The 17,386-nt window shown below is 67.4% G+C and carries 15 protein-coding genes, 2 pseudogenes and 1 riboswitch; of the genes and pseudogenes, 14 read left to right on the forward strand and 3 right to left on the reverse strand.

The features are described 5' to 3' along the window. The first annotated feature begins 308 nt into the window (after window positions 1-308). The 3 genes and pseudogenes from ACNQVK_RS15765 (at window position 309) to ACNQVK_RS15775 (ending at window position 3,638) form a co-directional block, all read left to right on the forward strand. Window positions 309-1,811: a circularly permuted type 2 ATP-grasp protein gene (locus ACNQVK_RS15765; protein ID WP_418034178.1), complete on the forward strand. Its 1,503-nt coding sequence runs from the start codon at window positions 309-311 to the stop codon at window positions 1,809-1,811. Between the two features lie 13 nt (window positions 1,812-1,824). Then, window positions 1,825-2,798 (forward strand): annotated as a pseudogene (locus ACNQVK_RS15770) (alpha-E domain-containing protein). Further along, window positions 2,799-3,638: a transglutaminase family protein gene (locus ACNQVK_RS15775; protein WP_418030258.1), complete on the forward strand. Its 840-nt coding sequence runs from the start codon at window positions 2,799-2,801 to the stop codon at window positions 3,636-3,638. It begins immediately after the preceding pseudogene. 4 nt (window positions 3,639-3,642) lie between these two features. On the opposite strand, the gene ACNQVK_RS15780 is transcribed toward ACNQVK_RS15775, so the two are convergent. Beyond that, window positions 3,643-4,104, reverse strand: coding sequence for a MarR family winged helix-turn-helix transcriptional regulator (locus ACNQVK_RS15780; protein ID WP_418030259.1), 462 nt, complete (start codon window positions 4,102-4,104; stop codon window positions 3,643-3,645). A gap of 88 nt (window positions 4,105-4,192) precedes the next feature. On the opposite strand from ACNQVK_RS15780, the gene ACNQVK_RS15785 reads away from it, so the two are divergent. Beyond that, a complete protein-coding gene (locus tag ACNQVK_RS15785) occupies window positions 4,193-4,894 on the forward strand; it encodes a hypothetical protein (RefSeq protein WP_418030260.1) in 702 nt (233 codons plus the stop codon). Then, a complete protein-coding gene (locus ACNQVK_RS15790; protein WP_418030261.1) occupies window positions 4,891-5,772 on the forward strand; it encodes an LLM class flavin-dependent oxidoreductase in 882 nt (293 codons plus the stop codon). Before ACNQVK_RS15785 ends, ACNQVK_RS15790 begins: the two co-directional genes overlap by 4 nt. Here ACNQVK_RS15790 and ACNQVK_RS15795 read toward each other — a convergent pair. Then, window positions 5,739-6,599 carry a ribonuclease Z gene (locus ACNQVK_RS15795; RefSeq protein WP_418030262.1) on the reverse strand — a complete coding sequence of 287 codons (861 nt, stop codon included), beginning with the start codon at window positions 6,597-6,599 and terminating at the stop codon, window positions 5,739-5,741. The two genes, ACNQVK_RS15790 and ACNQVK_RS15795, sit on opposite strands and share 34 nt — an antisense overlap. Before the next feature lie 104 nt (window positions 6,600-6,703). Between ACNQVK_RS15795 and ACNQVK_RS15800 the strand changes: the two genes are divergently transcribed. The 6 genes from ACNQVK_RS15800 (at window position 6,704) to ACNQVK_RS15825 (ending at window position 11,850) form a co-directional block, all read left to right on the forward strand. Next, window positions 6,704-7,135, forward strand: coding sequence for a CBS domain-containing protein (locus ACNQVK_RS15800; RefSeq protein WP_418030263.1), 432 nt, complete (start codon window positions 6,704-6,706; stop codon window positions 7,133-7,135). Window positions 7,136-7,178: 43 nt separating this feature from the next. After that, entirely contained in the window at window positions 7,179-7,805 is a 627-nt protein-coding gene (locus ACNQVK_RS15805; RefSeq protein WP_418030264.1) for a GNAT family N-acetyltransferase, read from the forward strand. A 16-nt stretch (window positions 7,806-7,821) separates the two neighbouring features. Continuing rightward, window positions 7,822-7,954, forward strand: a riboswitch (cobalamin riboswitch). Window positions 7,955-8,034: 80 nt separating this feature from the next. Then, window positions 8,035-9,033: an ABC transporter substrate-binding protein gene (locus tag ACNQVK_RS15810; protein ID WP_418034179.1), complete on the forward strand. Its 999-nt coding sequence runs from the start codon at window positions 8,035-8,037 to the stop codon at window positions 9,031-9,033. 17 nt (window positions 9,034-9,050) lie between these two features. Then, window positions 9,051-10,052: an ABC transporter substrate-binding protein gene (locus tag ACNQVK_RS15815; protein ID WP_418034180.1), complete on the forward strand. Its 1,002-nt coding sequence runs from the start codon at window positions 9,051-9,053 to the stop codon at window positions 10,050-10,052. Next, the gene (locus ACNQVK_RS15820; RefSeq protein WP_418030265.1) at window positions 10,049-11,074 is read left to right on the forward strand and encodes a FecCD family ABC transporter permease; all 1,026 of its coding nucleotides are present in this window, start codon (window positions 10,049-10,051) and stop codon (window positions 11,072-11,074) included. Before ACNQVK_RS15815 ends, ACNQVK_RS15820 begins: the two co-directional genes overlap by 4 nt. After that, window positions 11,071-11,850, forward strand: coding sequence for an ABC transporter ATP-binding protein (locus ACNQVK_RS15825; protein ID WP_418030266.1), 780 nt, complete (start codon window positions 11,071-11,073; stop codon window positions 11,848-11,850). The genes ACNQVK_RS15820 and ACNQVK_RS15825 overlap by 4 nt, the downstream gene beginning before the upstream one ends. 63 nt (window positions 11,851-11,913) lie before the next feature. Here the strand turns inward: ACNQVK_RS15825 and ACNQVK_RS15830 are convergent, their stop codons facing one another. After that, entirely contained in the window at window positions 11,914-12,549 is a 636-nt protein-coding gene (locus tag ACNQVK_RS15830; RefSeq protein WP_418030267.1) for a type II toxin-antitoxin system PemK/MazF family toxin, read from the reverse strand. Between the two features lie 79 nt (window positions 12,550-12,628). On the opposite strand from ACNQVK_RS15830, the gene lepA reads away from it, so the two are divergent. From lepA to ACNQVK_RS15845, 3 genes and pseudogenes are all read left to right on the forward strand, one after another. Next, window positions 12,629-14,503 (forward strand): translation elongation factor 4, encoded by a 1,875-nt coding sequence (gene lepA, locus ACNQVK_RS15835; RefSeq protein WP_044522964.1) that lies wholly within the window; start codon window positions 12,629-12,631, stop codon window positions 14,501-14,503. A gap of 90 nt (window positions 14,504-14,593) precedes the next feature. After that, window positions 14,594-15,898: an NtaA/DmoA family FMN-dependent monooxygenase gene (locus ACNQVK_RS15840; protein WP_418030268.1), complete on the forward strand. Its 1,305-nt coding sequence runs from the start codon at window positions 14,594-14,596 to the stop codon at window positions 15,896-15,898. Further along, window positions 15,895-17,276, forward strand: a pseudogene (locus ACNQVK_RS15845) (LLM class flavin-dependent oxidoreductase). Before ACNQVK_RS15840 ends, ACNQVK_RS15845 begins: the two are co-directional and overlap by 4 nt. Window positions 17,277-17,386 lie beyond the last annotated feature (110 nt).

The following is a 17,386-nucleotide window of genomic DNA, read 5'->3' on the forward strand; positions in this document are numbered from 1 at the left end:
AGCGAGACGTCTGAACTCCCAAAGCGGTGCAGCGGAAAGCTCGGGTGCGGATGCCCCGTTTTTCGGCTCTCATACCACCTTAACCGCCCTTTGGCCTGCCGAAACGGGCTGTGCCATTGACCCGGCGAAACCCGGCCAGGTGCGGCAGCATGATGAGGGTGAGCCTGAGAACTGTCCGTGCGCAAGGAGCCGAGTCGAACGGGTCGAGGCCGGCCGGCCAACGTGCCGCGTCGGCACGACGCGTCAAACATCAGGGCATCTTCGACGGCTACAACCAGCTGGGCCGGTACTCGGAGGCGTTCGACGAGATGTTCGATGCCGCCGGCAACGTCCGCGGACCGTACAAGGGCATCTTTGCCGAGCTTGCTCCGTCGGACGCCTCGGAGCTGCAGTCGCGGTCGGAAGCGCTGGGCCGGGCGTTCATCGATCAGGGCATCACGTTCTCGCTGTCCGGCCAGGAGCGGCCGTTCCCGCTCGACCTGGTGCCGCGGGTGATCTCGGCGGCCGAATGGTCGCGGCTGGAGCGCGGCATCACCCAGCGGGTCAAGGCACTGGAGATGTACCTCGACGACATCTACGGCGAGCAGGAGATCCTGCGCGACGGGGTGATCCCACGCCGGTTGGTGACCTCCTGTGAGCACTTCCACCGTGAGGCCGCGGGCATCGTCCCGCCCAACGGCGTACGCATCCACGTCGCCGGTATCGACCTGATCCGTGACGACAAGGGCGACTTCCGGGTGCTCGAGGACAACCTGCGATCGCCATCGGGGGTGTCCTATGTGATGGAGAACCGGCGCACCATGGCGCGCGTCTTCCCGAACCTGTTCGCCACCCATCGGGTGCGTGCCGTCGGTGACTACTCGTCGCACCTGCTGCGAGCGCTGCGCAACGCCGCACCCACCAACGTCGCCGACCCCACCGTCGTGGTGCTCACGCCCGGCGTCTACAACTCGGCCTATTTCGAGCACTCGCTGCTGGCCCGGCAGATGGGCGTCGAGCTGGTCGAGGGCCGTGACCTGTTCTGTCGAGACAACGCCGTCTACATGCGCACCACCGAAGGCGAGCGCCAGGTCGACGTGATCTACCGCCGCATCGACGACACGTTCCTGGACCCGATGCAGTTCCGCCCCGACTCGGTGCTCGGGGTGGCCGGGCTGCTCAACGCCGCCCGCGCGGGCAACGTGGTGATCTCCAGTGCCGTGGGCAACGGGGTCGGCGACGACAAACTCGTCTACACCTACGTGCCGACCATCATCGAGTACTACCTGGGCGAGAAGCCGATCCTGGCCAACGTCGACACCTACCGCTGTTGGCTGGACGCCGAACGGGAGGAAGTGCTGGACCGGATCGACGAACTCGTCATCAAACCGGTCGAGGGCTCGGGCGGCTACGGCATCGTGTTCGGCCCGGATGCCACGGCCAAGGAACTGGCGACGATCTCGAAGAAGATCCGCGCCGACCCACGCGGTTGGATCGCCCAGCCGGTGATACAGCTGTCCACGGTCCCCACCCAGATAGGCAACACGCTGGCGCCCCGGCATGTGGACCTGCGCCCGTTCGCGGTCAACGACGGCAACGACGTCTGGGTGCTACCCGGCGGGCTGACCCGGGTGGCATTGCCGGAAGGGTCGCTGGTGGTGAACTCCAGCCAGGGCGGCGGATCGAAGGACACCTGGGTACTGGCGTCGCGTACGTCGGCGGCGGATCGCGAGCTGGCCGCTGCCGAGGTGGTGCGGTCACTGCCCAAATCCGACAAGGGGCCCAAAGGCAATGGCGCTCCTGATGGTTCGTCGTCCCAACAACAGCAGTAGGGGGTGGGGGTAGATGCTGGCGCGCAATGCCGAGTCGTTGTACTGGATCGGACGTTATGTGGAACGGGCCGACGACACCGCACGCATTCTCGATGTCACGGTGCATCAGCTGTTGGAGGATTCCAGCGTCGACCCGGATGTCGCCTCGCGGACGCTGCTGCGGGTCCTCGGGATCGAGCCGCCCAACCGGCGCCTGGACGTGTGGTCGCTGACCGACATCGTGGCATTCAGCCGCGACAGCGGCGGCAACTCGATCGTCGACTCGATCTCGGCCGCGCGCGAGAACGCCCGCGGTGCCCGCGAAGTCACCTCGACCGAGATCTGGGAGTGCCTCAACACCACCTACAACGCGCTGGCCGAGCGGGAGCGCGCGGCCAAACGTCTCGGCCCGCATGAGTTCCTGTCGTATGTCGAGGGGCGGGCGGCGATGTTCGCCGGGCTGGCCGATTCGACGCTGAGCCGCGACGACGGCTACCGGTTCATGGTGCTGGGCCGCGCGATCGAACGCGTCGACATGACCGTGCGGCTGCTGCTGTCGCGGGTCGGGGACAGCGGCTCGTCGCCGGCTTGGGTCACGTTGTTGCGCTCGGCCGGGGCGCACGACACGTACCTGCGTACCTACCGCGGCGCGCTCGATGCCGGTCGCGTGGTCGAGTTCATGCTGCTGGACCGGCTTTTCCCACGGTCGATCTTCTATTCGTTGCGGCTGGCCGAACACAGCCTCGACGAGTTGCTCAACCGGCCGCACAGCCGGCTCGGGGCCACCGCCGAGGCGCAGCGGCTCCTGGGCCGGGCGCGCAGCGAGCTGGAGTTCCTGCAGCCGGGCGCGGTGCTGGAATCCCTGGACGCCGGCTGGCCGGGCTGCAGACGACCTGCCGCGATGTCGGAGAAGCGTTGGCGCTGCAGTACTTCCACTCCGCGCCGTGGGTGGCCTGGACCGATGCCGGACACGGGGATGCGGTTGTGATCGAGGAGGGCGAGGTTTAGATGTGGCGGCTACGGGTGGTGCACTCCACGGGATATGCCTACAAGTCGGCGGTGACCGCGTCCTTCAACGAGGCCCGGCTGACCCCGCGTTCGGATTCACGTCAGAACGTGATCCTGAACCGGGTCGAGACCATCCCGGCCACCAGGTCCTATCGGTATGTCGACTACTGGGGCACGGCGGTGACGGCATTCGATCTGCACGCCCCGCACACCGAGTTGGAGGTCTCGGGGTCCTCGGTGGTCGAGACCGAAGTCGCCGAGAAACCCGAGGAGCTGGCGAACTGGGATGATCTGCGCTCGGAGGCCGTGATCGACCGGTTCGACGAGGTGCTCAGCCCGACGCATTACACGCCGGACAGCAAGCGCATCGCGCGCGTGGGGCAGCGGATCGCCAAAGACCACGACCCGTTCGAGGCGGTCTGTGCGGTGGCGCAGTGGGTGCGCAGTGAGCTCGACTACGTTCCGGGCACCACCGGAGTGCACTCCTCGGGCCTGGATGCCCTGCGTGAGGGCAAAGGGGTGTGCCAGGACTTCGCCCATCTGTCGCTGATCATGTTGCGGTCCATGGGAATTCCATCCCGGTATGTGTCGGGCTATCTGCATCCGACGCGCGAGGCGGTGGTGGGGGACACGATCGACGGGCAGAGCCATGCCTGGATTCAGGCCTGGACCGGCGGGTGGTGGCATTACGACCCGACCAACGACAGCGAGATCACCGAGCAGTACGTCAGCGTCGGTGTGGGCCGGGACTACTCGGATGTGGCCCCGCTCAAGGGAATCTATTCGGGCGAGGGGTCCACGGATCTCGACGTGGTGGTGGAGGTCACCCGACTGGCTTGACCGCCTACAGTGCGCGGTACCCGGGATGGACGTGCGGCGTGAGGCCGCGTCGCTCGGCGAGGGTGGCCAGCAGCTCGCGCAGCGTGATGCGCTGGTCGGCATCGAGGCCGGCGGTGAGCTGCTCGTCATGCCGCTTCCCGAGCTCACCGATCTTGCGAAGGACCTTCTTGCCCGCGGTGCTGAGATACAGCGCGTGCAGGCGGCGATCGTCGGGGTTTCGGCGACGTTCGACGTAGCCGCGCTCTTCCAGCTCGTCGACAAAGGTCACCACCCGGCTGGGCAGCAACCCGAGCTGAGCGCTGAGTGCCTGCTGGCTTCGGCCGGGTGCCGCGGCGATGGCGCGCAGGATTCCGGCATGGGGTGGCGTCAGATCGATCGTCGCCATCTGCTCGGCGAACCGCGTTGCGGCATAGGTGCCGAGCTGGGTCAGTAGGAATGCGACGTTGTCGCCGTCGTCGGTTGACACCGCTGGATCGTACCAATTCCGAACGTTTCGAAGATGGAACTGTTGTAGGCCCTTGCCGCATACCCAGCGCAGGCATATCGTTCAAGGCATGAATGATTTCACCGGAGAATCTATTGGGGCCCGACGCCCGCAGCAGTCTGGGCCCCCACTGGCAGCGCTCGCGGCGATTTCGCTCGTGCTGTTGCTGACCGGATTGATCGTCGGTGTCGCGCTCGCCGGGGTGATGCCGATGCCCTACGCAGCCACCGCGACCGTGCTGGCCTACGTTCGGGACCATTCGGTGGCCGTGCAGGCGGTCGCCGCAGGGACTTTCGCATCGTCGGTGCCATTGGCGATCTATGCGGCAACGGTGAGTTCGCGACTGCGCCAGCTGGGCGTCACCGCGCCCGGAGCGACGATCGCCCTGGTCGGCGGCACCCTGGCCGCCGCAGGCATCGGGCTGTCGGGGCTGATCGCCTGGGCGCTGTCGCGGCCCGAACTCGTGGTGGATCCGACGCTGGTTCACGCGCTGTACTACCTGGTGTTCCTCACCGGCGGGCCCGGGCATGTCGTGGCACTCGGGCTGCTGGTGGCCGGGGTGGCGGTGCCGGGTCTCATTCTTGGCCTGCTGCCCCGGCCGGTGGCCTGGGCCGGGCTGCTGATCGCGGCGATCGCTGAGCTGAGTTTCCTGACGATGCTGCACTGGGGTTTCTCGGTGCTGCTTCCGGTCGCCCGGTTCAGTGGGCTGATCTGGCTCATCGTCGCCGGCGCCATGCTGCCGCTGCGTCGCCGCAATCGGGGCGCGCAATGAAGATCAGTGTCAGCGCGACGAACTACTCGTGGCAGTCGCGTACCCGTGATCACCTGGAATTGATCGCTCGCCGTCTCGATGGCAGCGTGGTCGACACCCTTTGGGTGCCCGACCATCTGATGCAGGTCGACCCCGCCAGTCGGACTGATGAGCCGATGCTCGAGGCGTACACGGTGCTCGGATTCCTCGCTGCGGCGACGAGCCGGTTGCGGCTCGGCGCCATGGTGAGTGCGGCGACCTACCGGGCCCCGGCGCTGCTGGTCAAGGCGGTCACGACGCTCGACGTGCTCTCCGACGGCCGTGCCTGGTTCGGCGTGGGCGCCGGATACAGCGCCGAAGAAGCTGCCGCCATGGGCTTGTTCCTGCCCGGCGCCGCCGAGCGATTCGAGCGCCTCGCTGAGCTGCTGCGGCAGGCCGCCCAGATGTGGCGTGGCGACGAGACCCCATTCCTCGGGACGCATGTGCGGCTGGATCGTCCGGTCGGCTCGCCCGTTCCGGCGACACGCCCGCGGCCGCCGATCCTCATCGGCGGTACGGGTGCGAGGAGGACACTGCGACTGGTTGCCGAGTACGCCGACGCCTGCAACGTGTTCGACGTTCCCGACGGTGGTCGAACCATCAGGACCTGGCTTGCGGTGCTCGACCGACACTGCGCCGAGGTGGGCCGGCCCGCCGGCGCGGTGGAACGCACCATCACGACCGCCCTGCGGGAGGGCGAGTCGGCCGATGAACTCGCAGCTCGGTGCGGGGAGCTGGGTGGGTACGGATTGCAGCACGTCGTCCTCATCGTGCGCGGCCGTCCTTGGGCACCTGACGATCTGGACGTGGTGGCCGCCGCCGCCGATCAGGTGGCCGGTTTGGTGCACACTCCGGGGTGAACCTCGACCCGGTGCAGGTCGTCGCCGAGCTCGATCTGGCGGTCGAACTCTGATGCGGCCAGTGCGCGCCAGTCGTCCTCGGTGCCTGCGGCGATGCCGGGCACGTAGTGAGTGAGGATCAGGATGCCGACGCCGGCGCGGGTGGCGGTGGCCGCCGCCTCCTGCACCGAGGAGTGATAGTCGCAGATGTCGCGGATCCGTTGCGGTGGAAGCAGTTCGATCAGATCCTTACGAATCACCGTGTGCACCAAGGCTCCTGCGCCGGCGGCCAGGGCGTCCAGGCTGGGACACGGCACGGTGTCGCCGGCCGCCACGACCGAGGCTCCGCCGTGTTCGATCCGGAAGGCGATGGTCGGCGTCACGGGCCGGTGGTCGGTGGGGGCCACCCGGATCTGCACACCGCTGTGATCCCATACCGCCCCGTCGGTGCATTCGTGGACCTCGACTCGCGGTGGGCCGGTGAGGTCTGCGTGGTGGGCGATGCGGTAGCCGATGTCGTGTCCGAATGCCCGCAGCGTCGCGTCGACCACCTCGGCGGTTCCCGGCGGACCGATGATCGGCAGGGGAGCTGCCTCCGGGGTGAACGTACTGACCCAGCGGGTGATGATCACGTCGCCAAGATCCGCGATGTGATCGCTGTGCAGATGGGTCAGCAGTAGCGCGCTGAGCTGGTTGGCGCCCGAGCCGACGGCGGCCAGGCGCTGCAGCACGCCCCGGCCACAGTCGATCAGAAACATCTGGTCGCCCGCGCGCGCCAGGGTTGACGGTCCGGCCCGCTCCGGATCAGGGATCGGGCTACCGGTGCCGAGCAGCGTGACCTCGATCATGGCCCCATTCCTACTCCGTCCCGGGCCAAACGGGCGTGGCTTCTTTCTTACTGGCCGACACCGACCTAGCCTGGTGTGAGGTGGATCACGATCGGAGGCTGCCGATGCGAATCGCGGACGTGCTGAAAAACAAGGGCACGGCGGTGGTGACGATTTCGCCGGAGACCACGGTGACAGAGTTGCTGGCCGGGCTGACCGAGCTGAACATCGGTGCCATGGTGGTGATGGGGCCTGGTGGACTGGCCGGGATCGTCTCCGAGCGTGATGTGGTGCGCAAGCTGCACGAACGAGGCAGCAGCCTGTTGGCGCAGCCGGTGTCGGAGATCATGACCACGGTGGTGGCGACCTGTACGCCGCGCGACACCGTGGATCACCTGAGTGCGCTGATGACCGAGAACCGGGTGCGCCACATCCCGGTGTTCGACGGTGGCCGGCTGGCCGGCATCGTCAGCATCGGTGACATCGTCAAGACCCGGATGGAAGAACTCGAGGCTGAGCAGGAACAGCTGCAGGCCTACATCACCCAAGGCCGTTGATCGCGTCGAGACGAGGGTCTCTCACGCGAAATCGGTGTGAGGCATGTGCGATGGTGGGTTGGTGGCTGCCGTCGATGTCCGTCCCCCGAACAAGTCTGACGTGAAGCGGCTCGCCGCGGTCCTGGGCCGGGCCTTCCATAATGACCCGGTGATGTCGTGGCTCCTGGCTGACGACACCCGTCGCGCCAAGGGCCTGCCGCGGCTGTTCGCGGCGATCACGCGCCACCATTTTCTCGCCGGGGGTGGTGCCGAGGTGGCCGTCCGGGACGGCGAGATCGGCGCGGCGGCGTTGTGGGACGGCCCGGGCCGCTGGAAACAGACGCCGGGCGAAGAACTGCGCATGCTGCCCACGATGGTGCTGGCCTTCGGCAGCACCATGAGGCGCGGCCAGCAGGTCGTCGAGCTGATGAAGAAGCAGCACCCCGAGGAACCGCATTGGTATCTGGCAGTGATCGGCAGTGACCCCGCGGTACGCGGCGGCGGTTTCGGGCACGCCCTGATGCAATCGCGCCTCGACCGGGTGGACGCCGAACATGCACCCGCCTACCTGGAGTCGAGCAACCCCGACAACGTCCCTTACTACATGCGTTTCGGGTTCGAGGTCACCGGCGAGATCGTGCTGCCCGACGGCGGACCCACCATGACGCCGATGTGGCGGGCGCCGCGGTAGCCGGCCGCGAGGGCAATCGCCGGCGCATCGTGGCTGTTAGAGTGCGAAGGCCGACCAACAGGGGAATCCGGTGAAAAGCCGGAACTGACGCGCAACGGTATGAGGCACCGCCTCGAGTCCGACTACCTGTGGCCGGGAACGACCGTTGACGGCTCCGCGACCGGGCCCTGGATCAAAGGAAGTCTTGGCCGTGCGTGTACTGACCGCACTGTTGTCCCTGTTGTCTGTGATGTTGTCGCTCACGGTGGCTTGCGGACATCGAGATTCTGGCGCCGACAACCCCGCCGCCGAGCCTGCCGCGGGCCCGACCAGCTATCCGCTCACGATCGAGAACTGCGGCGTGACCGTCACTTTCGACGGACCGCCGCAGCGGGCGGTGTCGCTGTACCAGTCCTCGACCGAGATCTTGCTGGCGCTCGGTCTGGCCGATCGCATGGTCGGCACGTCGACCTGGTTTGATCCTGTGCTGCCCGAGCTCGCGGCCGACAATGCCACCGTGCCCCGGCTGGCGGACAACGACCCGGGGCTGGAGACGGTGCTCGATGTCGAGCCGGACCTGGTGACCTCGGCCAGCGCTCACACCTTTACTTCCGCGGTGGTTGCCGACCGCTCAAAGTTCGCCCAGCTGGGCATCCCGACGTATCAATCGCCTTCGGTGTGCACCGGGGCGAAAGTCGAGGGTGAGACCGTAACCCGCACCCAACCGCTGGCACTGGACACGTTGTTTCGGGAAATCACCGAGCTGGCCCAGATCTTCGATGTGCAGGAGCGCGGCCGCGACCTGATCGATCGGCTCACCCGGCGGCTGGACGACGCACCGTCGATCACCCAGCCGGATACCAGCGTCGCGTTCTGGTTCTCGGGGCTACGGACGCCGTACCTGGCCGGCTGCTGCTCGGCGCCTGGGCTGTACGCCACCGAGCTCGGCGTCACCAATGTCTTCGCCGATACCCACGAGGACTGGCCGGAGGTCAGCTGGGAGGCCCTGGCCGATCGCGACCCCGACGTGCTGGTGCTGGCCGACCTCAATCGACGACGCGTCGACGGGGACGCCCTGGATGCGAAAGTGAAGTTCCTGGAATCGAATCCGGTGACCAGGAACATGACCGCGGTGCGCGACAAGCGCTATGTCGTACTGTCCGGATCCGAACTGGACCCCGGCATCCGCGAGATCGATGCCCTGGAGAAGCTGGCCGCCGGTTTCAGGGCGTTCGGGCTGGCCGGGTGACGGGACGGGTCCGGCTGATGGCCGGAGTAATGGGCGCGCTGCTGATGGCCGCCTGTGGCCAGGCCACCGATCCGGCAGCGCCTCCCGGGGCGGCGCCCGGATACCCGCTGACAGTGGTGAATTGCGGCAGGCAGGTGGTGATCGATGCACCGCCGCGGCGGGCGGTGTCGTTGAACCAGGGCTCCACCGAGATCCTGCTCTCGCTGGGCTTGGCGGACCGCATGGTCGGCACCGCGACGTGGACGGACCCGGTCCGTCCCGGCCTGGAAGCCGAGAATGCCCGGGTGCCACGGCTGGCGGTGAACAAGCCATCGCTGGAGACGGTGCTGGACACCGAACCCGATTTCGTGTCGGCGTCTTTCGGCGGCACCCTGGGGCCCGGCGGTGTCGCCGACCGGGACCAGTTCGCACAGCTGGGCGTGCCGACCTATCTGGCGCCGAGCGACTGCGAGGGCAAGACCTCGGTCAACGGCGACGGCGCGCGCAGCACTCCGTTCAGCATGGATGCCGTCTACACCGAAATCCGTGACCTGGCGACGATATTCGGTGTCATCGAACGCGGCGATCGGCTCATCGCGGAGTTACGCGGGCGGATGGACGCGGCCGCGGAGGCTCTCACCGGCGTCGACCTGGCGTTCTGGTTCTCCGATGTTCGCGCCCCCTACTTCGCCGGCTGCTGCGGATCCCCGGGGGTGATCGCCGGGACCGTCGGGGCGCGCAACGTGTTCGCCGACACCACCGATGAATGGCCGCAGGTGAGTTGGGAGAGCGTGGCCGACCGCGACCCGGATGTGCTGGTGCTGGGTGACCTGAGCCGCCGCACGATCGACGGTGACGCACTGGAGACCAAAGTCGAGTTCCTGGAATCGAATCCGCTCACCAAGGGGCTGACCGCCGTCAAGCACCGCCGCTACATCGTGGTGAACGGGGCCGATCTGAACCCGTCGATCCGCACCGTGGACGGCGCCGAGAAGGTGGCGAAGGGCCTGGCCGAGCTCGGTTTCGGCTCACCGCGGTGAGTCGGCGTAGCGGATGGCTCGGCGGATTGTGGGCCGCCGGCCTTGTCCTTCTGGTGTTCTCGGCCGCGGTGGCCATCACCATCGGGCCCGCCGCGCTGTCGGTGGGCGACGTCTACCGCATCGTCGGCGACCGTCTCGGCGCGGGGCCCTCGGGGGCGACCCGGCTTCAGGAGAGCATCGTCTGGCAACTGCGCCTGCCGAGAGTCGTCCTGGCGGCCATCTGTGGAGCCGGGCTGGCGCTGTGCGGGGCGATACTGCAGTCGCTGCTACGCAATCCGCTGGCCGATCCGTTCGTGCTGGGGGTCTCCTCGGGTGCCTCCACGGGGGCGGTGCTGGTCGCGGTGCTCGGCGTCGGCGCGGGCACGCTGACCTTGTCCGGCGGCGCCTTCGCCGGCGCGGTGCTGTCGTTCGCCGTGGTGCTGCTGCTCGCCTACGCGGCCGGCGGCGGGACCGACCGGGTGGTACTGGCCGGAGTGGCCGGCACGCAGTTGTTCTCGGCGCTGACGTCCTTCATCGTGTTGTCGTCGGCCGACGCCGAACAGACCAGGGGAGTGCTGTTCTGGCTGTTGGGGTCGCTGGCCGGGGTGTCCTGGTCCGATGTCCTCACCTGCGCAGTCGTCGTCGGCGTCGGGCTGGCGGTATGCCTGGCCTATGCGCGCACCCTCGACGCCTTCGCCTTCGGTCAGGATGCGGCCGCGACGCTGGGCGTCGCGGTGGCCCGGGCACGCGTCGTGCTGTTGGTCATGACCGCGTTGGTCACGGCGGCCCTGGTCAGTGCGGCCGGGGCGATCGGATTCGTCGGGCTGGTACTGCCGCACGCCGCGCGTTTCGTCGTCGGGCCCGGCCATCGGCGCCTGTTGCCGACCGCGGTGATCCTCGGCGCGGTCTTCATGGTGTGGGTCGACACCCTGGCCCGGACCGTCTTCGCCCCACAGGAATTGCCGACCGGGGTGGTCACCGCACTGCTCGGCGTCCCCGCGTTCGCGTTGATCCTGTTGCGGCGCAGAGGGATACGCCGATGAGCCTGCGCGCGGTAGAGGTGTGCTGGACCCGTTCGGGGCGGGTCGTCCTCGACGGTGTCACCGTCGACCCGGTTCCGGGCAGCACAGTCGGACTGTTGGGCCCCAACGGATCCGGCAAGTCTTCGCTGCTGCGGCTGCTGGCCGGAATCGACCGGCCTGATTCCGGATCTGTGCAGCTCGACGGTCGTGAGCTGCACACGATGTCGCGGCGGGCGGTGGCACGGCGGGTGGCGATGGTCGGGCAGCACGCCGACACCGATCTGGACATCGCTGTGCGTGACATCGTCAGGCTGGGGCGCATCCCGCATACCCCGGTGTTCGGTGGTGGCCGCGACGACACCGCAGCCGTCACCGCGGCGATGGCGGCCACCGGTTTGCGCAGCATGACCGACCGGCTGTGGCACACCCTCTCGGGTGGGGAGCGTCAGCGCGTGCAGATCGCCCGGGCCCTGGCCCAGGAACCCAGCGAGCTACTGCTCGACGAGCCGACCAACCATCTCGACATCGCCCATCAACTGGAGATCTTGGCGATGATCCGCGCGCTCGACGTCACCAGCGTGGTGGCCCTGCACGACCTCAACCTCGCGGCGATGTTCTGCGACCACGTGGTGGTGCTGTCGGCGGGCACCGTGGTGGCCACCGGTACGCCGGCCGAGGTGCTGACCGAGGAGCTGGTGGCCGACGTCTACGGAGTGCGGTGCCGGATCACTGTCGACGACGCCGGACCGTACGTGCGATTCGAACACCGCAGCGGCCCGGCCGGTCCCCGAGAGTGACGAAATGGTCGTTTCGCCGCGGTGACAGCAGCCAATGCGTCACTCTCGGCGATGTTGAAAGACTCAGCTCCAGGAGTACTGAGCGCGCAGCCGTAGCGCGACCGCTTCGAACCGGCCGCGATCCAGGATCGCACCCTCACGGCGGATGCCTTCCTCTGGAACGTCGAGCACCCGGTCCAGCCGGACCCAGCTCGGCCGGCCGTCGTAATCCCAGGTGCCGGTGCCGATGGCGATCCAGTCCGGATCGTCTCGGTGGTAGTCCTGGCTGGACAGCATCAACCCGAGCAGCGTGCGCTGATCGCGGCCCACCACCAGGACCGGCCGGTCCTTGCCCTGGGTCGGATCGTCCTCGTAGACCACCCAGGTCCAGACGATCTCGCCGGGATCGGCCTGCCCGTCCAGATCGGGGGCGTAGACGACTTTGCGGGCCCGGTGCGCGGTGGGCACGCTGTTCTTCGATACCGGACGGCCGGCGGTGATCGCCTGCGGCGGCGGGGCGGTCGCACCGGCGAGCACGCCCAGACCCAGCCTGAGGCCCTGCTGAAGGCCCTGTTGGATGCCTTGCTGCACGGTCCGCGGCACGTTGTCTGTGGTCTGTAGCTGACGCACGAACTTCGGTGCCTCGTTGAACACCAGGTTCTCGGCGCCATCCACTACGCCCCTGAGAACCTGTTGGAACGCCTTCCACTGCGACGCCATGGTGTCGAGCATATGCGAGCGGACCCCTGGCGATTGTGTCGCGACGGTGGTTGCTCGATACCCTTAGGGAGCACAGCACGTGCTTGACACCCACGCTCACCAGGAGATTCCCATCAGCAGCTTCGCCGACAAGACGTTCACTGCGCCGGCGCAGATCCGGAACTTCTGCATCATCGCCCACATCGACCATGGCAAATCGACGTTGGCGGACCGGATGCTGGGCATCACCGGCGTGGTCGCCGACCGCGATATGCGGGCTCAATACCTGGATCGGATGGACATCGAGCGCGAGCGCGGCATCACCATCAAGGCTCAGAACGTGCGGCTGCCGTGGCAGGTCAACGGTGAAGACTTCGTGCTGCACCTGATCGACACCCCGGGTCACGTCGACTTCACCTATGAGGTGTCCCGTGCGCTGGAGGCCTGTGAGGGCGCGGTATTGCTGGTCGACGCCGCCCAGGGCATCGAGGCACAGACGCTGGCGAACCTGTACCTGGCGTTGGACCGGGATCTGACCATCATCCCGGTGCTGAACAAGATCGACCTGCCCGCTGCCGACCCGGAGCGCTACGCCGGTGAGATCGCCCACATCATCGGCTGCGAACCGAGCGATGTGCTGCGCGTCTCCGGCAAGACCGGCGAGGGCGTGGCCGAACTTCTCGACGAGGTGGTGCGACTGATCCCGGCGCCGGTCGGCGACGCCGACGCGCCCGCGCGGGCGATGATCTTCGACTCGGTCTATGACATCTACCGCGGTGTGGTCACCTACGTCCGGGTGGTGGACGGCAAGCTCAACCCGCGCGAGAAGATCAAAATGATGTCCACCGGGGCGACGCACGAGTTGCTCGAGGTCGGCATCGTCTCACCGGAGCCGAAGGCCTCGGACGGACTGGGCGTCGGCGAGGTCGGCTACCTGATCACCGGCGTGAAGGATGTTCGCCAGTCCAAGGTTGGTGACACCGTGACCTCGGCCCGCAACGGTGCCACCGAGGCGCTCACCGGATACCGCGAACCCCGGCCGATGGTGTACTCGGGCCTCTACCCGGTGGACGGTTCGGACTATCCGGTGTTGCGGGAGGCGCTGGACAAGCTGCAGCTCAACGACGCCGCGCTGACCTATGAGCCCGAGACCTCGGTGGCGCTGGGCTTCGGGTTCCGCTGCGGCTTCCTCGGGCTGCTGCATATGGAGATCACCCGGGAGCGCCTGGAGCGCGAGTTCAACCTGGACCTGATCTCGACCTCACCCAACGTCGTGTACCGGGTGATCAAGGACGACAACTCCGAGATGGTCGTCACCAATCCGTCGGATTGGCCAGAAGGCAAGGTGCGCAGCGTCTTTGAACCGGTGGTGAAGACCACGGTGATCGCGCCGAGCGAGTTCATCGGCACCATCATGGAGCTGTGTCAGCAGCGTCGCGGCGAGTTGGGCGGCATGGACTACCTGTCGCCCGAGCGCGTCGAGCTGCGTTACACCATGCCGCTGGGCGAGATCATCTTCGACTTCTTCGACTCACTGAAATCGCGTACCCGCGGCTATGCCAGCCTGGATTACGAGGAGGCGGGTGAGCAGGAAGCCGACCTGGTCAAGGTCGACATCCTGCTGCAGGGCGAGGCGGTGGACGCGTTCAGCGCCATCGTGCACAAGGATTCGGCGTCGGCCTACGGCAACAAGATGACCACCAAGCTCAAAGAGCTCATCCCGCGCCAGCAGTTCGAGGTTCCGGTCCAGGCCGCGATCGGATCGAAGATCATTGCCCGCGAGAACATCCGGGCGATCCGCAAGGACGTGCTGTCCAAGTGCTACGGCGGTGACATCACCCGTAAGCGCAAGCTGCTGGAGAAGCAGAAAGAGGGCAAGAAGCGCATGAAGACCATCGGTCGCGTGGAGGTGCCTCAGGAGGCGTTCGTCGCGGCGCTGTCCACCGACGCGGCATCGGACAAGCCCAAGAAGTAGGCGGCCCCCGGGAGGAATACCCGCCGGGGGATTGGTTCGCGCTGAGCACAACCCTGGGCCGTTGCGGGTCGCGATCGTAGTGTCGCCGGAGTGTCAAGAGAGCTTCATCTGCTGGCCTTCGGCAATACCCGGTCTACCGGGCCGTGGCGGCATCCCGATATCGACAACAGCCCCGCCGGGGTGCGCCGACGGCTGATCAGCTATGCCCAGACCGCCGAGGCCGGCACGTTCGACGCGCTGTTCTTCGCCGATGGTCTGAACTACGGTCCGCCGGCCACCTGGCCGTACAAGATCACCGAAGACTTCGAACCACTCACCGCGACGGCCGCGCTGTCCTCGGTCACCGACCGGATCGGGCTGGTGGTGACGGGATCGGCCACCCTGGCTCACCCGTATCACCTTGCCCGCCAGCTACTTTCACTCGATCACCTCAGCGGTGGGCGGGCCGGCTGGAATCTGGTGACCAGCTTCGCGCAGGCTGCCGCCGACAACTTCAGCGCCCGCGGTGTGGTGGCCCACGACGAGCGCTACCGCATCGCCGAGGAGGCGCTGGCGGTGGTACGCAAGCTGTGGGACGGTTGGGGCGAGGACACCGTCGTCGAAGACCGCGCCGCGGGGATATTCAACGACGTCACCAGAATTCAACCGACCGACCACCACGGGCGCTACTTCGACGTGGCCGGTCCGCTGGGCTCGGCACGGTCGGCTCAGGGGCAGCCGGTGATCTTCCAGGCCGGATCGTCGGAAACCGGAAGGGGTTTCGCGTCTCGGCACGCAGAGGTGATCTTCACCAGTCACGGCAACCGGGAGCGGGCGCAGGAGTTCTACGCCCAGATCCACGAGGAGTCGCGGCGCTCCGGCCGGGCCAGGCCACCGTTGATCACCCCGTCGCTGCGGTATCTCGTCGGCTCCACCGAGGAAGAAGCCCGGCGCGCACAGCAGCAGGAGTACGAGTACTTCAGTCCGCAGTACCAGGCCGGTTGGCTGCTCGAGGTCGACGTCGACGTCACCGGTGCGGACCTGGACGGTCCGGTTCCGGAGTCGGCCTTCCCCTCGCACACCGAGACCCACCAGACCGCGTTGGCGGGCTACCGGCTGCTGGCCACTGACGGAAACCCGACGGTGCGAGAGTTCCTGTATCGCACGGTCAACGGTTGGGGAGCCGCGGTGGTGGGCACGCCCGAGCAGATCGCCGACGAGATCGAGCAGTGGTACAGCGCAGGTGCTGCCGACGGGTTCGTGCTACGGGATTCCGGATTACCCGGTCAGCACGAGCTTTTCGTCGAGCAGGTGGTGCCGGTGCTGCGCAAGCGCGGGCTGTTCCGCCACGAATACGCCGGCACCACACTGCGATCCCATCTGGGGATCGACGTACCGCAGCGGCAGCTGTCATGACCGAACCGTATGTGCTCTCGGCGTTCACCATGTCGACGGTGTCGCACGGCAACTTCGGGCTGTGGCGTCACCCGCAGGACCGCACCGCCGATTACACCGATGTCCGCTACTGGGTGGAACTGGCGAAGCTGCTCGACGACGGCGGATTCGACGTGCTGTTCATCGCCGACGCGGTCGGGCAACTCGACGTGTTCGGCGGCGACGCCAGTGCCGCGCTGGCGCGGGGCGTGCAGACGCCGGTGACCGATCCGCTGCTGGCGGTGTCGGCGATGGCCGCGGCGACCCAGCGTCTGGGATTCGGCATCACGGTGTCCACCACCTACGAGAGCCCTTATCTGCTGGCGCGCAAGTTCAGTACTCTGGACCACCTCACCGGCGGCCGGATCGGGTGGAACATCGTCACCTCCCTGCTCGACAGCGCGGCGCGCAACATCATCGGACGCGACCGGCAGATTCCCCACGACGAGCGCTATGCGATGGCCCAGGAATTCGTCGAAGTGACCTACAAGCTTTGGGAAGGTTCGTGGGAGCCGGGCGCGGTGCTGCGCGATGCGGAGCGCGGGGTGTACACCGACCCGGCGAAGGTGCACGACATTGGCCACCACGGGAGGTACTTCACCGTGCCCGGGGCGCATCTGGTCGAGCCTTCACCGCAGCGCACTCCCGTGCTGTTCCAGGCGGGAACATCGCCGGCCGGGCGGGAGTTCGCCTCCCGCAACGCGGAACTGGTGTTCGTCAGCGATCCGCGGCCCGAGGTCCTGCGGGGCCACATCGAGGACATCCGGCGCCGGGCAGCGGGCACGGCCGCGACCCGCAATCACTGAAGTTCATCACCTCGGTCGAGATCGTCACGGACACCACCGATTCGGCGGCACAGGCCAAGGCGCGCGAACTAGCCGACTTCCACGACCTGGAAGGCGGGTTGGTGCTGTTGTCGGCACTGTCCGGGGTGGACTGGTCGACGTACGGGGTGGACCGCCCGATCGGGCAGTTCGACACCGACGCCAGCCGGTCCATCCTGGCCGCGGTCACCGATTCCGGTGTCCGTGAGCGCCTGACGCTGCGGGACTACGTCGGGGGACTGGGCGGGTTCGGCGGCGAGTTGTTCGTCGGGTCGGCCGCCACGGTGGCCGATGCCCTGGACGCGTATGCCGACCGGACCGGGGTGGACGGGTTCAACATCGCTTACCACGTGACACCCGGCAGCTTCGCCGATGTGGCCACCTACCTCATCCCCGAACTCCGCCGGCGTGGCCGCGCCCGCGAGGCCTCCGATCCGACCACGTTGCGGCAGAAGCTGTTCGGCGGCGACGACGGACTACTGGCTGACGGCCACCCCGCCACCGGATTCCGCAGGAATTCCGTTCATTCGCAATAGAATCCCGCCGATTCCATAGCTGACGACGCGAATCCGATTGCGGCAGTGTGGCAACACATACCGACATATCAACCACCCGTACCGGTTCACGGACGGGAGGCGTCGCGGTC

This window comes from Mycobacterium sp. 134 (assembly GCF_048282715.1).
GTDB lineage: Bacteria > Actinomycetota > Actinomycetes > Mycobacteriales > Mycobacteriaceae > Mycobacterium > Mycobacterium septicum.